Below are 14,646 nucleotides of genomic sequence, written 5' to 3'. Positions count from 1 at the left end.
GGGCGAGCCCCTGCCCAGCGGCGAAGACGCCATCGATTTCAGCCTGGACATGCCCCAGGAGCCGACCGTCGACCAGGACGAGCCCGGCATCGTGCTGGAAGAGCTGAGCCTCGACTCCTATGGCGAAGGCCCGATGAGCTGGGACGAAGCCAATATCGCCGATCTCGAACTGCCGGAAGTGGAACTGCCGGGCGCGCCCGAGGCCCAGCCGCAGGCCGAAGAGCCGGAAAAGCCGCTGACCATGGCCGACGTCATGGCCGCTCCGGTGCAGTCGATCAATCCACCAGCCCAGGATGTGCCGCCGAGTCTGCTGCCGCCGCCCGCCGACGAAGAGCCGGTGGACGAGGAGTTGCTCGAAGTCTTCATCGAAGAAGCCGCCGAGGTGCTGGAAACCATCGGCGAGTATCTGCCGCAGTGGCAGGCTGATATCAGCAACAAGGACGCCCTGGTCGAGGTGCGCCGGGCGTTCCACACGCTCAAGGGCAGCGGCCGCATGGTGCGCGCGCTGATCATCGGCGAGCTCGCCTGGTCGGTGGAGAACCTGCTCAACCGAGTGCTCGATCGCAGCATCGAGCCGGGTACCGACGTCAAGCAACTGGTCAGCGACGTGGTGTCGCTGATGCCGGCGCTGGTCGACGAGTTCGCCGCCAAGGCCCAGCGCCAGCGCGACGACGTCGACCGCCTGGCGGCCAACGCCCACCTGCTGGCCAAGGGACAAAGCCTCCCAAAATATGAAGCCCCGGCCGCAGCGCAGGCAGCCGAGCCCGTGGGCGAACCTATCGCTGCCATCGCCGTGGACGAGGACGACGACGTTCTCGATCCGCAGCTGCTGGAGATCTTCCGCAACGAGGCGGAAACCCACCTGGATACGCTGGTGGGCTTCCTCGCCGATTGCGCCCAGGAACTGCCCCAGCCGGTCAACGACCCATTGCAGCGCGCCCTGCACACGCTCAAGGGCAGCGCGCACATGGCCGGCATCCTGCCGATCGCCGAGATCGCCACGCCGCTGGAGAAGCTGGTCAAGGAGTACAAGACCAACCTGATCTCGGTGGACATGGCCGAAGCCGAATTGCTGCATACCGCCGAACAACTGTTCCGCCGCGGCCTGGAGCAACTCGACAGCGACCCGCTGGCTCCGATCGAGGGCGCCGCCGAGTTCCTCGAGCGGGTTCGGCGTCTGCACAGCGAGCGCCTGGAAACGGCCGAGAACGAGCGGCACGGCGTCCAGGGCGAAGTCCGCGATCCACATTTGATCAGTATTTTCCTTGCCGAGGGCATGGACATCCTGCTGGATGCCGAAGACCTGCTGCGCCGCTGGCGCCAGCATCCGGATCAGCGGCAGGAACTCAGCGCCCTGCTCAACGAGCTGACCACCCTTGGGCGGGGTGCCGAGATGGCCGAGCTGCCTCAGGTGGAGGAACTCTGCCAGGCGCTGCTGGACCTCTACGGCGCCGTGCAGGATGGCCGGCTGGCCGTCAGCGAGCGGTTCTTCGATGAGGCCGAGCGGGCCCACGAGGCGCTGATCGGCATGATGGACCAGGTCGCCGCTGCCCTGCAGGTCACGCCCCAGGACGAACGTGTGGCGGCCTTGCGTGCATTGATCGCCGATGGCGGCCACCCTGAAGCCGAAGCCGAAGCCGAAGCCGAAGCCGAAGCCGAAGCCGAAGCCGAAGCCCAGCCGGAGCTTGAGGCTGAGCCCGAGCCCGAGGCGAGCCTGGCCGAAGAGTCACTGACGCTGGACGATGAGCCGCTGCCTGGCGAGGACGCCGAGTTGCCGGCGCCCCTGGCGGAGGTCACCGAGGAACCATTCGAGCTTACCGATCAGGAACAGACCTGGCAGCCGGAAGAGGCTCCGGTTGCGCCGGTGTCGCCGGAGCCCGAGCTTTCCGCCGCTGACCAGGCGCTGGACGAGGAAATGGTCGACATCTTCCTCGAGGAAGCGGTGGACATTCTCGACAGCGCCGGCCAGGCCTTGGACCGCTGGTTGGGCGAGCCCGACAACCATATGGCCTTGACGTCGCTGCTGCGCGATCTGCACACCCTCAAGGGCGGCGCGCGCATGGCCGAGATTCGTCCGATCGGCGATCTTGCCCACGAACTGGAAACCCTCTACGAAGGCCTGGTCGATCGCCGCTACAGCTATTCGCCGGCCATGGCCGGCCTGTTGCAGCAGAGCCATGACCGCCTGGCCGTGCTGCTGGACCAATTGCAGGCGGGACGTGCCCTCGGCGAGCCCCGCGAGCTGATCGAGGCGATCCGAGCCTTCCGCCAGAACGGTGGGCAGGTTCCGCTGCCCGTGCAAGAAAGCGAAGCGCCTGACTTGACGGCCGAGGCGAGCCCCATCGAGCCTGTCCTCGAAGCCGAAGCCGAAGCCGAAGCCGAAGCCGAAGCCGAAGCCGAAGCCGAAGCCGAAGCCGAAGCCGAAGCCGAAGCCGAGTCTGTGCTCGATCATGAGCCCGAGCCGAGCCTGCCGGAAGAACTACCGGTTCTCGAAGACGAGCCATTGCCCGGCGAAGATGCCGAACTGCCGCCGTTGCCTTCGCTGGAAGAGGATGAGGCCGAGCCAGACTTCGAGCCGCTGGATTTGCCGGAGATCGAGGAGGTCAGCCTCGATGAGCTGCCTCTGGTCGAATTCGACGATCCGCAGGCCGAGGCAGTGCCCGAGCCGGCTGCCGAGGTAGAGCCGCCGCAGGAAACCGAGCCAGAACCGGAAGTCCCGGTCGAACCGCCGGTCGCCGAGCCGACCGCGTTCGACGACGACCGCGACCCCGAGCTGGTGGAAATCTTCCTCGAGGAAGGTTTCGACATCATCGAGAGCGCCGGCGCCGCGCTGCAGCGCTGGATGGATGACGTCAACAACAGCCTCGAAGTCGAGGCCCTGCAGCGCGACCTGCATACCCTCAAGGGCGGTGCGCGCATGGCCGAGATTCGCCCGATCGGCGATCTCGCCCACGAACTGGAATTCCTCTACGAAGGCCTGTGCGGCGGCCGCCTGCGCGCCAGTCCCGCGCTCTTCGAGTTGCTCCAGGCCTGCCATGATCGCCTGGCCGAAATGCTCGAGGCGGTGCGCGACAAGCGCGCGGTTCCGGACGGCCTGGCGCTGATCGATACCATCCGCCGCTTCCGTGCCAACCCCGACGAGCAGTTGAGCATGCCGGCCAGCGTGCACCTGCAGGCGGCTGCCGAGGACCAGGACGACGATGCCGAGTCGGACATCCTGGAGATCTTCCTGGAGGAGGGTGACGACCTGCTCGAGGCGATGGAGTCCACCATCGGGCGTTGGGACCAGGACCGCGAGGATGGCAAATCCATCGAGGAACTGCAGCGCATCCTGCATACCCTCAAGGGCGGTGCGCGGCTCGCCGGGCAGAAGCGCCTGGGCGACCTGAGCCACGCGTTGGAACAGCACCTGAGCGAAGCCCAGCAGCAAGGCGCGCCCTGGCCCGAAAGCCTGTTCGTCGACGTGCAGTCGGCATTCGACGGCCTGCAAGCCGAGCTCGACCAGTTGCGCCAGCGCCTGGCTGCCGAGGCCGAGGCCGAGATCGCCGAGCCCGAAACCGTCGAGCCGCCGTCCAAGACGGCCGAACCGAGCACCCCGGCCGTTGCCCTGAGCAGCCCGATCGTGGCCGCCAGCGCCGCGCCGGCGGTCACCACCGCGGCCAAGGTCCTGCCATTCGTGCGCCAGGCGCAGGAAGCTGCGCAGGAAGCGGCGTCCCGTCGGGCTCCGCAGGAGCTGGTCAAGGTCCCGGCGGACCTGCTCGAAGGCCTGGTGAACCTGGCCGGCGAGACGTCCATCTTCCGTGGTCGCGTCGAGCAGCAGGTTAGCGACTTCGGCTTCACCCTCGGCGAAATGGAAGCGACCATCGACCGGGTGCGCGACCAGTTGCGCCGTCTCGACACCGAAACCCAGGCGCAGATCCTCAGCCGTTACCAGGCCGAAGCCGAGCGTGCCGGCTACGAGGACTTCGACCCGCTGGAAATGGACCGCCACTCGCAGTTGCAGCAGCTCTCCCGGGCGCTGTTCGAGTCCGCGTCCGACTTGCTCGACCTGAAGGAAACCCTGGCCGCGCGTAACCGCGACGCCGAGACCCTGTTGCTGCAACAGGCGCGGGTCAACACCGAACTGCAGGAAGGCCTGATGCGCACCCGCATGGTGCCGTTCGACCGCCTGGTCCCGCGCCTGCGCCGCATCGTGCGCCAGGTGGCGGGCGAGCTCGGCAAGCAGGTCGAGTTCGTCGTCGGCAACGCCGAGGGCGAAATGGACCGCACGGTGCTGGAGCGCATCGTCGCGCCGCTGGAGCACATGCTGCGCAACGCCGTCGACCATGGCATCGAGCCCGGCGACGTGCGCCGCGCATCCGGCAAGCCGGAAACCGGCACCATCCGCCTGAACCTCGGTCGCGAGGGTGGCGATATCGTGCTGACCCTGGCCGACGACGGCGGCGGCATCAAGCTCGAAGCGGTGCGCCGCAAGGCCATCGAGCGCGGCCTGATGGATGCCGACAGCGACCTGACCGATCACGAAGTGCTGCAGTTCATTCTCGAGGCCGGCTTCTCCACGGCGGAGAAGGTCACCCAGATTTCCGGGCGCGGCGTCGGCATGGATGTGGTGCACTCCGAGGTCAAGCAGCTCGGCGGCTCGATGAGCATCGATTCGACCATCGGCCAGGGTACCCGCTTCACCATTCGCCTGCCGTTCACCGTATCGGTCAACCGCGCGCTGATGGTGCTGTCCGGCGAGGACCTCTACGCCATCCCGCTGAACACCATCGAGGGCATCGTGCGGGTCTCGCCCTACGAGCTGGAGGCCTACTACGCGCCGGATGCGCCGCGCTTCGAATACGCCGGCCAGGCCTATGAGCTGAAGTACCTCGGCGACCTGCTGAACAACGGCCAGCAGCCCAAGCTGGTCGGGCAGAGCCTGCCGCTGCCGGTGATCCTGGTGCGTTCGGCCGAGCACGCCGTGGCGGTGCAGGTGGACAGCCTGGCCGGCTCGCGGGAAATCGTGGTGAAGAGCCTTGGTGCGCAGTTCGCCGGCGTGCACGGGATTTCCGGTGCAACCATTCTCGGTGACGGCCGCGTAGTGGTGATTCTCGACCTGCTGGCGGCGATTCGCGTCCGCCATGCCCACCACCTGATCTCCCAGCAGCCGCGCCTGGCCAGCCGCACGGCCCAACCGGCGGAGCTCGAGCACGAGCGGCCGACGCTGGTCATGGTGGTGGACGACTCGGTCACCGTGCGCAAGGTGACCAGCCGCCTGCTGGAGCGCAACGGCATGAACGTGCTGACCGCCAAGGACGGGGTCGATGCCATTACCCAGCTGCAGGAGCACAAGCCGGACGTCATGCTGCTGGACATCGAGATGCCGCGCATGGACGGCTTCGAAGTGGCCACGCTGGTGCGCCACGACGAGCGTCTGAAGGATCTGCCGATCATCATGATCACCTCGCGTACCGGTGAGAAACACCGCGAGCGGGCCATGTCCATCGGTGTCAACGAATACCTGGGCAAGCCGTACCAGGAATCCCTGCTACTCGAAACCATTCAGGAGTTGGTCAAGGGACATGACTGAGAAAACCTCTGCCCGCATCGCCGTAATCGCCGACACCTCGTTGCAGCGCCATGTGCTGCAACAGGCGCTGGTCGGCAACGGCTACCAAGTGGTTCTCAACAGCGACCCTGCGCGCCTCGACGAGGATGCCCTGGCCACTTGCGAAACCGATCTGTGGCTGGTCGATCTGGCCCAGTCGGAGGATTCGCCGCTGGTGGACAACCTGCTGGAGCGCGCCAACGCGCCGGTGTTGTTCGGCGAGGGTCACGCGCCCGAACGCCACTCGGAAAACTATCCGCGCTGGGAGCGGCGTCTGTTCGGCAAGCTGAAGCGCCTGGTGGGTGACCCCTCGCAAGCTGTCGGCCCGACGCTCGAGGCGCTGCTGGCCGAGGCCCAGCGGCCGTCCCGCCTGGATCTGCCGCAAGCCCTGGCCGGTACGCCGCTGCAGGCGGGCGAGCCCGCGCGCCAGGTGTGGTTGCTGGCGGCCTCGATGGGCGGGCCGGAGGCGGTCAAGGCGTTTCTCGACGCGCTGCCCGGCGGCTTGCCGATTGCTTTCCTCTACGCCCAGCACATCGACGCCAGCTTCGAATCGGCCCTGCCCCAGGCAGTGGGTCGACACAGCCAGTGGCACGTCAATCCGGTGCGCAACGGCGACAAGCTGCGCTGCGGCGAGGTCATCGTAGTGCCGGTGGCCTGCGAACTGGGCTTCGCCGAGACCGGCGAGATGCAGGTCGCCGACCGGCCCTGGCCGGAACCCTACAGCCCGTCCATCGACCAGATGATGCTCAACCTGGCCCAGTGCTTCGGTGCCCACTGCGGGGTCATCGCCTTCAGCGGCATGGGTACCGATGGCAGCGCCGCGGCTGCCTACGTGCGCCGCCAGGGTGGCCTGATCTGGACCCAGCGCGCCGATAGCTGCGTCTGCCCGAGCATGCCCGACAGCCTGCGCGAGGGCGGCTACAGCGCCTTCAGCGGCGATCCGCGCGAACTGGCCGCGGCCCTGGTCAACCACCTGGCCCAGCAGTGCACCCCTGGCGCCGCATAGGAACTCCCCCATGAGCCAAGCTGTAACCACTTCCCAGGCCGGCGCCAGCCTCACCGCACTGATGGTGCCGCTGGCCGACCGCACCCTGCTGCTGCCCAACGTCGCGGTGGCCGAGCTGATCCCCTACCGCGCGCCGCAACCGGCCGAGGGCCTGCCCGACTGGTTCATCGGCCAGGTGGCCTGGCGCGACCTGCGCTTGCCGCTGCTCTCGTTCGAGGCTGCTTCCGACGGCCAGGCCCAGGTGGGTGTCGGGGCGCGGGTGGCGGTGCTCAACGCCGCTGGCGGGCGCCCCCATGTGAAGTTCATCGCGCTGCTGGTGCAGGGCATTCCCCGCTCGATCAAGGTCGACAGCGAACTGGCCAGCGCCGGCGCGCCCCTAGCTCCCCTCGAGCTGGAATCGGTGCTGATCGGCGAAGAGATGGTCAAGATCCCTGACCTCGTCGGGCTCGAGCAGAAGCTGGCGGATGCCGGCTTGATCTGACAAGGCAGCAGCCAGCTACAAGCCATACGCTGCAAGCGCAGGCCAATCGCGGTATCGCCGCTACTGCCCTTACCGCTTACCGCCTAAAAGTCTCCCCACAGTTGCTGCGCCACGGCCAGCGCCACGACCGGCGCGGTTTCCGTGCGCAGCACCCGGGGCCCCAGGCGGGCGGCGTGGAAGCCGGCCTGCCGGGCCTGTACCACTTCGGTATCCGACAGGCCGCCCTCGGGGCCGATCAGAAAGGCCAGCGAACCTGGCCGGGCATGGCTGGCCAAGGGCTCGGCCACCGGGTGCAGGACCAGCTTGAGATCGGCCTCGGCCTGCGCGAGCCAGTCGCCGAGCGTTTGCGGCGGGTGGATCAATGGCAGCACCGAGCGACCGCACTGTTCGCAGGCGCTGATCGCCACCTGGCGCCAATGGGCCAGGCGCTTGTCGGCGCGTTCGTCCTTCAGGCGCACCTCGCAGCGTTCCGAAACGATCGGCGTGATGATCGCCACGCCCAGTTCGGTGGCCTTTTGGATTGCCCAGTCCATGCGCTCGCCACGCGACAGTCCCTGGCCGAGGTGCACCTTCAGCGGCGATTCCGGCTGGCCGGGCACGGCTTCGCGCAGGTCGACCCGCACGTTCTTCTTGCCCACCTCGATCAGCTCGCCCCTGAACTCGCTGCCGCTACCGTCGAACAGCTGCACGGCGTCGCCGGCGGCCAGCCGCAGCACACGGCCGATGTAGTGGGCCTGGGCTTCGGGCAGGTCGTGGTGGCCGAGGGACAGAGGAGTGTCGATGAAGAAGCGGGATAGGCGCATAGAGGCAGCTGCAAGCGGCAAGTGGAAAGCCGCAAGCTTAAAGCACCGGTCCCTGACCTCGCAGCTTTTACTTGGGATGCGTCACGTGCGGCTAACCGCTGCTGTTGGGCGGGCGCCTTGTCCGTCCACCAACCAGGCAGGTCGAGTGCATCATCCTCCCGGCGCTTAGCCGGGGTCGCGATGATCGGGGTACAGGTCGCTGGCCACGCTGACGCTGACCGCCTCGCGAGTGGCCAGGTCGATGCCTTCGCTGGCGACCTCGGCGAGGAAGTCGATCTGCTCGGGGGTAATCACATAGGGTGGCAGGAAGTACACCACGCTGCCCAGCGGCCGCAGCAGGGCGCCACGCTCGAGGGCGTGCTGGTAGACCTTCAGGCCGCGGCGTTCCTGCCAGGGATAGGCGGTCCTGGCGGCCTTGTCCTGCACCATCTCGATGGCCAGGGCCATGCCGGTCTGGCGCACGTCTGCGACATGCGGGTGGTCGGCGAGGTGCGCCGTGGCGCTGGCCATGCGTGCGGCCAGGGCGCGGTTGGCCTCGATCACGTTGTCCTGCTCGAAGATATCCAGGGTCGCCAGCGCCGCGGCGCAGGCCAGTGGGTTGCCGGTGTAGCTGTGGGAATGCAGGAAGGCGCGCAGGGTCGAGTAGTCGTCGTAGAACGCCTGGTAGACGGTGTCGGTGGTCAGGCAGGCGGCCAGCGGCAGGTAGCCGCCGGTGAGGGCCTTGGACAGGCAGAGGAAGTCCGGGGTGATGCCGGCCTGCTCGCAGGCGAACATCGTACCGGTGCGGCCGAAGCCGACGGCGATTTCGTCGTGGATCAGGTGCACGCCGTAGCGGTCGCAGGCTTCGCGCAGCAGCTTGAGATACACCGGATGGTACATGCGCATGCCGCCGGCCCCCTGGATCAGCGGCTCGACGATTACCGCGGCCACCTCCCGGTGGTGCTCGGCCAGGCACTGTTCCATGTGGGCGAACATCGCCCGCGAGTGCTCCTCCCAGCCCATGCCGTCCGGGCGGTGGTAGCAGTCCGGGCTGGGCACCTTGAGGGTGTCCAGCAGCAGGGCCTTATAGGTATCGGTGAACAGCGGCACGTCGCCCACCGACATGGCGGCGACCGTCTCGCCGTGATAGCTGTTGGTGAGGGTGACGAAGCGCTTCTTCTGCGGCTGGCCGACGTTGATCCAGTAGTGGTGGCTCATCTTCAGCGCCACCTCGATGCAGGACGAGCCGTTGTCGGCGTAGAACACCCGCTCGAGGCCGGCGGGGGTCATCGCCACCAGGCGCTCGGACAGCTCGATAACCGGCTGGTGGCTGAAGCCGGCGAGTATCACATGCTCCAGTTGGTCGACCTGGTCCTTGATGCGCTGGTTGATGCGCGGGTTGGCATGGCCGAATACGTTGACCCACCAGGAGCTGACCGCGTCGAGGTAGCGCTTGCCGTCGAAGTCCTCCAGCCACACGCCCTCGCCGCGGCGGATCGGCACCAGCGGCAAGCGCTCGTGATCCTTCATCTGCGTGCAGGGGTGCCAGAGCACGGCAAGATCGCGCTGCATCCAGTCGGCGTTACGGCTCATGGGGTGGGTCTCCTTCGGTGACGGCGGTGGGCGGCTGCGCACGCGGCGCCGACGCAGCCTATCAGATGAGTGGCCGCGCTTTCTCGGCACACTGACGGATGTGTCTGGTTCGTGGCGCATCGGCTGACGTATGCTGCCGGCCCTGATCCGGTAGTGAAGGATGATCGAGATGTCTGGGTTTTGCGTGCGCGCGGCGATGCTGCTGATGCTGGGGTGGTGCAGTGGCTGGGCGTTTGCCAAGGACGCGTCGCCGACGGCGATCGTCGTCGGTGGCGGGTTGGCCGGCCTGGCGACCGCCTATGAACTGCAGCAGAGTGGGTGGCAAGTCACCCTGCTCGAAGCCAAGGCACAGATCGGCGGGCGTTCGGCACTGGCCGGCGGCGAGTGGATCGGCAACGCCAAGGCGCAGCCGGTGCTCAATGCGTATTTGCAGCGTTTCAAGTTGCCGACCCAGCCCGCTCCGGAGCTGGTGCGCGAGGCGGGTTACCTGATCGACGGCCTGTACTACAGCCCAGCGCAACTGGCCGAGAAGCAGCCGCTCACCTTCGACGGCCTGAAGCGCTTCGACAAGGCCCTCGACGAGCTGGCCGCCACCCTCGAAGACCCGCTGAACCCCACCGCCACCCGGGCCCTGTTCGCCCTCGACCAGACCAACGCGGCACGCTGGCTGGATACCCTCGGCCTGCCGGAAACCGCGCGCTTGCTGATCAACCAGCAGATCCGCTCGCGCTACGACGAGCCGTCGCGGCTGTCGCTGCTGCACCTGGTCCAGCAGACCCGCGTGCAGCGCGGTGTCGACGAGCGCGACCGGCGTGCCGCGCGCCTGCCCGGCGGCAGCCCGGTGCTGGCCAAGGCTTTCGCCAAGCAGCTGAAGACGGTCAAGACCAACGCCCAGGTATCGTCCATCGCGCAAGACGAGCGCGGCGTCACCGTCAGCGCCGGCGGCAAGGACTACCACGCCGACTACGCAGTGCTGGCGGTGCCGCTGCGCGCGCTGGGCAAAATCCAACTCACCCCGGCGCTTTCCGAGGTGCAGCGCAGCGCCATGCAAGGCACTACCTACGGTTGGCGCGACCAGATTCTGCTCAAGTTCAAGCGCGCCCCCTGGGATGCCAAGAGTGCGCTGAGCGGGGAAATCTACAGCGACCAGGGGCTCGGCATGCTCTGGGTCGAGCCGGCGCAGAAGGGCACCGCCCAGGTGCTGGTCAACCTGTCCGGCGACAACGCTCGGTTGCTGCAGAGCTTTGGCGATCGCCAGGTGGTCGACCAGTTGCTGATCCGTCTGCATGAGCACTACCCGAAGACCCGTGGTGCCTTCAGCGGCTACGAAATGCGCCGCTACAGCAGCGACCCTGGCACCCAGGGCGCCTACCTGGCCTACGGGCCGGGGCAGATCAGTCGCTTCTGGCGGTTGTGGGAGCAGCCGTTGCAGCGCGTCGCCTTTGCCGGCGAGCACACCGACGCGCTCTATCCCGGTACCCTGGAAGGCGCGCTGCGCAGCGGCCAGCGTGCTGCGGGCCAGTTGCGCGACCTGCTGGCCGGCAAGCCACTGCCGTCGGCTGTGCAGACGCTCGCTGCCAGCAAGCCATAGGGCTCGACCGGCGGTCGCCCGGGCGGTGCCTGCCGCGCGAATCTTTTGCGTGCGCGGGCGGTCCAAGCGCAGCCGCCCCCGGGGTGGCTGACTCATCGTATTTCTCGATATTTCAAAGCGAAATTTTCCGCTTTAAATCGATGGGTTTGTCGTTAACCTTGCGCCATTGTTTTCCGGAAGCCCTCTCCATGCAGCTGCGCAACTCTCCCTCACGCTACGGCCTGGTCAGCATCGTCTTGCACTGGGGCGTGGCCCTGGCGTTCTTCGGCCTGTTCGGTCTCGGCCTGTGGATGGTGGGGCTGGACTACTACAGCGGCTGGTATCGCCGGGCGCCGGAATTGCACAAGGGCATCGGCATCCTGCTGTTCCTGGCGATGCTTGTGCGCCTGTGCTGGCGCTTTCTCAGTCCCCCGCCGGCGCCCCTGCCCAACCATGGGCCGCTGACTCGCCTCGGCAGCAAGCTCGGCCACGGCCTGCTCTACCTCGGGCTGTTCGCCCTGATGATCTCCGGCTATCTGATTTCCACCGCCGATGGCCGGCCGATCAGCGTGTTCGGTTGGTTCGAGGTACCGGCGCTGGTCAGCTCGATTCCCGATCAGGAGGATGTTGCCGGGCTGGTGCACGAGTTCCTTGCCTGGGGCTTGGTGGTCTTCGCCAGCCTGCATGCCCTGGCCGCCCTCAAACACCATTTCTTCGACCGCGACGCGACGCTGATCCGCATGTTCGGGCGCGCCGCCAAATAAGCCATAACCGACCCCTCACCAGGAGACTCCCCATGCTCAAGAAGACCCTCGCCGCCCTGGCGCTCGGCTCCGCCCTGCTCGCCGCGAGTGCGGCCCAGGCGGCCGACTACAAGATCGACAAACAGGGCCAGCACGCTTTCGTCAACTTCAAGATCAGCCACCTCGGCTACAGCTGGCTGTACGGCACCTTCCGCGACTTCGACGGCGGTTTCAGCTTCGACGAGAAGAATCCCGAGGCGAGCAAGGTCAAGGTGACCATCCAGACCGCCAGCGTTGACACCAACCACGCCGAGCGCGACAAGCACCTGCGCAGCGACGATTTCCTCAGTGTCGGCAAGCACCCGACCGCTACCTTCGAGTCCACCTCGGTGAAGTCCACCGGCGAGAACACCGCCGATATCACCGGCAACCTGACGCTCAACGGCGTGACCAAGCCGGTGGTGATCCAGGCCAAGCTGACTGGCCAGGGCGACGACCCCTGGGGTGGCTACCGCGCTGGTTTCGAAGGCCGCACCACGCTGAAGCTGAAGGATTTCGACATCCAGAAGGACCTCGGCCCGGCTTCCCAGGAAGTGGAGTTGATCCTCTCCGTCGAGGGCGTGCGCCAGTAAGCGCGCGGCCGGAAACGCAAACGCCGACCCTTGGGTCGGCGTTTTGCATTCCGGGATCGACAAGTCGAGGGGCTGATGGGCGGCCCCTGCATATTGCCCGCCCAGGCCACCAGGCGAAGCTCGGGCGAATTGATTCGCCGAACGGGATCTGGACGCCCGTGGAACCGCCGCTCCAGAAACGAAAACGCCGGCATTGGCCGGCGTTTTCGTGGGGGCGCTTAGCTTTCGCGGTTGCGCGTCAGCAAGGCCGGCTTCTCGCCGCGCGGGCGGTTCGGCAGTTGCTCCAGTTGCTCGAGCTGTTCCGCGGTGGGCAGGCGCTCGCCACGGGACTTGTGCAGGATCTTGGGCTGGGTCTCGCGGGGGCTTTTCACTGCAGCCGGCTCGCGCAGCGGGGCATCGCTGCCGCGGGCGGCGCGGGAATCGCCGCGGCGGGCCTGGCCACCCTGGCCGCCGCCGCTACGGCCTGCGCCGCCGCGTCCCTGGCGCTTGCCTTCGCCGCCCCTGGCGGGGGCACCCTGGCTGCTGCCACGGGGAGCCTGGCCGCGTGCTGCGCCCTGGGCCTGGCCGCCAGCGGCCGGACGCCGCCCACGGGACGGCTTGTTCTGGTGCGGGCTGACATAGTCGACCCGGTTGCCGAAGTTATCGATCTCGTCGTCGAGGAACACTTCCGGATCGCGGTCCGGAGGTAACGGTGGAATGGCCGGGGCGGCGGCCTGGGCGCCACGGGCCGGCTGGGCCTGGCGCGGCTGGCGGCTCTTGCCCTTGTCCTTGCCCTTGTCCTTGCGCCCGCCCTGGTGCTGCTCGGCGCTGCCGCCGGCACGCGGGCCGCGAGGTGCACGGGGTTCGCGCGGGGCGCGGGTTTCCGGGCGCTCGGCTTCCACGGTGCTGGCGTCGAAGCCCATCAGGTCGCCGTCCGGGATCTTCTGCTTGGTCATGCGCTCGATGCCCTTGAGCAGCTTCTCCTCGTCCGGCGCCACCAGCGAGATCGCCTCGCCGCTGCGGCCGGCGCGGCCGGTACGGCCGATACGGTGCACGTAGTCTTCCTCGACGTTGGGCAGCTCGAAGTTGACCACATGGGGCAGTTGGTCGATGTCCAGGCCACGGGCGGCGATATCGGTGGCGACCAGGATGCGCACCTTGTTCGCCTTGAAGTCGGCCAGGGCCTTGGTGCGGGCGTTCTGGCTCTTGTTGCCGTGGATCGCCTGCGCCGGCAGGCCATGCTTGTCGAGGTACTCGGCCAGGCGGTTGGCGCCATGCTTGGTGCGGGTGAACACCAGCACCTGTTCCCAGGCGCCGGCGGTGATCAGGTGGGCGAGCAGGGCACGCTTGTGGCTGGCCTGCACGCGGAACACGCGCTGTTCGATGCGCTCGACCGTGGTGTTCGGTGGGGTGACCTCGATGCGCTCGGGGTTGTGCAGCAGCTTGCCGGCGAGGTCGGTGATGTCCTTGGAGAAGGTCGCCGAGAACAGCAGGTTCTGCCGCTTGGCCGGCAGGCGGGCGAGCACTTTCTTCACGTCGTGGATGAAGCCCATGTCGAGCATGCGGTCGGCTTCATCGAGCACCAGGATTTCCACGTGGGAAAGGTCGACGCTGCCTTGCCCGACGAGGTCGAGCAGACGACCGGGACAGGCGACGAGCACGTCGACGCCCTTGGCCATGGCCTGCACCTGGGGGTTCATGCCAACGCCGCCGAAGATGCAGGCGCTGACGAATTTCAAATCGCGGGCATAGACCTTGAAGCTGTCATGTACCTGGGCGGCGAGTTCGCGGGTGGGGGTCAGCACCAGCACGCGCGGTTGTTTCGGACCGTGGCGCTGCTCGCGATCCGGGTGACCGTTGGGGAACAGTCGCTCGAGGATCGGCAGGGCGAAGCCGCCGGTTTTACCTGTACCCGTCTGGGCCGCCACCATCAGATCGCGACCTTGCAACACGGCGGGGATGGCCCGCTGTTGCACCGGAGTGGGTTGGGTGTAGCCGGCGGATTCGACCGCACGGACTAAAGCCTCGGAGAGACCGAGGGAGGCAAAGGACATGTGAAATCCTGTCTGTTTGGGGCGTGTTCGCCCGATGGGGATAGTGTCTGGCTTGAATCGCACTCAAGGGAGCGATCCCGTCCGGTCCTGCTGGCTGGGGGCCGAGCATCCGGGCGTAAGCCTGACGGAAGCGCCGAGTATAACAGAGCCATCGGCTTGTGCTGCGGTTCCTTGCTCAATGGTGTGAGCCGGCGTTCCGCGCGTTCATCTGAACGC

At 67.3% G+C, this 14,646-nt stretch carries 7 protein-coding genes and 2 pseudogenes; 6 read left to right on the top strand and 3 right to left on the bottom strand.

Annotated elements, in window-relative coordinates:
• Positions 1 to 154 precede the first annotated feature (154 nt).
• The 3 genes and pseudogenes from ACWKV7_RS16325 to ACWKV7_RS16315 form a co-directional block, all read left to right on the top strand.
• Positions 155 to 5,572 (top strand): annotated as a pseudogene (locus tag ACWKV7_RS16325) (hybrid sensor histidine kinase/response regulator); the annotation flags it as partial.
• Positions 5,565 to 6,596: a chemotaxis protein CheB gene (locus ACWKV7_RS16320; RefSeq protein ID WP_483858746.1), complete on the top strand. Its 1,032-nt coding sequence runs from the start codon at positions 5,565 to 5,567 to the stop codon at positions 6,594 to 6,596. The pseudogene ACWKV7_RS16325 and the gene ACWKV7_RS16320, both read left to right, overlap by 8 nt.
• 10 nt (positions 6,597 to 6,606) lie before the next feature.
• Entirely contained in the window at positions 6,607 to 7,077 is a 471-nt protein-coding gene (locus ACWKV7_RS16315) for a chemotaxis protein CheW (protein ID WP_483858745.1), read from the top strand.
• Positions 7,078 to 7,160: 83 nt separating this feature from the next.
• Here the strand turns inward: ACWKV7_RS16315 and ACWKV7_RS16310 are convergent, their stop codons facing one another.
• Both ACWKV7_RS16310 and ACWKV7_RS16305 read right to left on the bottom strand, forming a co-directional pair.
• On the bottom strand, positions 7,161 to 7,880 hold the full coding sequence (locus tag ACWKV7_RS16310; protein ID WP_483858744.1) for a 16S rRNA (uracil(1498)-N(3))-methyltransferase: 720 nt from the start codon (positions 7,878 to 7,880) through the stop codon (positions 7,161 to 7,163).
• Between the two features lie 165 nt (positions 7,881 to 8,045).
• Positions 8,046 to 9,452: an adenosylmethionine--8-amino-7-oxononanoate transaminase gene (locus ACWKV7_RS16305; protein ID WP_483858743.1), complete on the bottom strand. Its 1,407-nt coding sequence runs from the start codon at positions 9,450 to 9,452 to the stop codon at positions 8,046 to 8,048.
• A 169-nt stretch (positions 9,453 to 9,621) separates the two neighbouring features.
• Between ACWKV7_RS16305 and ACWKV7_RS16300 the strand changes: the two are divergent.
• The 3 genes and pseudogenes from ACWKV7_RS16300 to ACWKV7_RS16290 all read left to right on the top strand — a co-directional run.
• A pseudogene (locus tag ACWKV7_RS16300) lies at positions 9,622 to 11,013 on the top strand (flavin monoamine oxidase family protein); the annotation flags it as partial.
• Positions 11,014 to 11,231: 218 nt separating this feature from the next.
• Positions 11,232 to 11,786 (top strand): cytochrome b, encoded by a 555-nt coding sequence (locus ACWKV7_RS16295; RefSeq protein WP_483858742.1) that lies wholly within the window; start codon positions 11,232 to 11,234, stop codon positions 11,784 to 11,786.
• Between the two features lie 32 nt (positions 11,787 to 11,818).
• Entirely contained in the window at positions 11,819 to 12,397 is a 579-nt protein-coding gene (locus tag ACWKV7_RS16290; RefSeq protein WP_483858741.1) for a YceI family protein, read from the top strand.
• Between the two features lie 218 nt (positions 12,398 to 12,615).
• On the opposite strand, the gene rhlE2 is transcribed toward ACWKV7_RS16290, so the two are convergent.
• Positions 12,616 to 14,430 (bottom strand): RNA helicase RhlE2, encoded by a 1,815-nt coding sequence (gene rhlE2, locus ACWKV7_RS16285; protein WP_483858740.1) that lies wholly within the window; start codon positions 14,428 to 14,430, stop codon positions 12,616 to 12,618.
• Between the last annotated feature and the right edge of the window lie 216 nt (positions 14,431 to 14,646).

The organism is Zestomonas ipomoeae (genome assembly GCF_057128665.1).
This window is presented reverse-complemented; position numbering and strand designations above follow the sequence as displayed.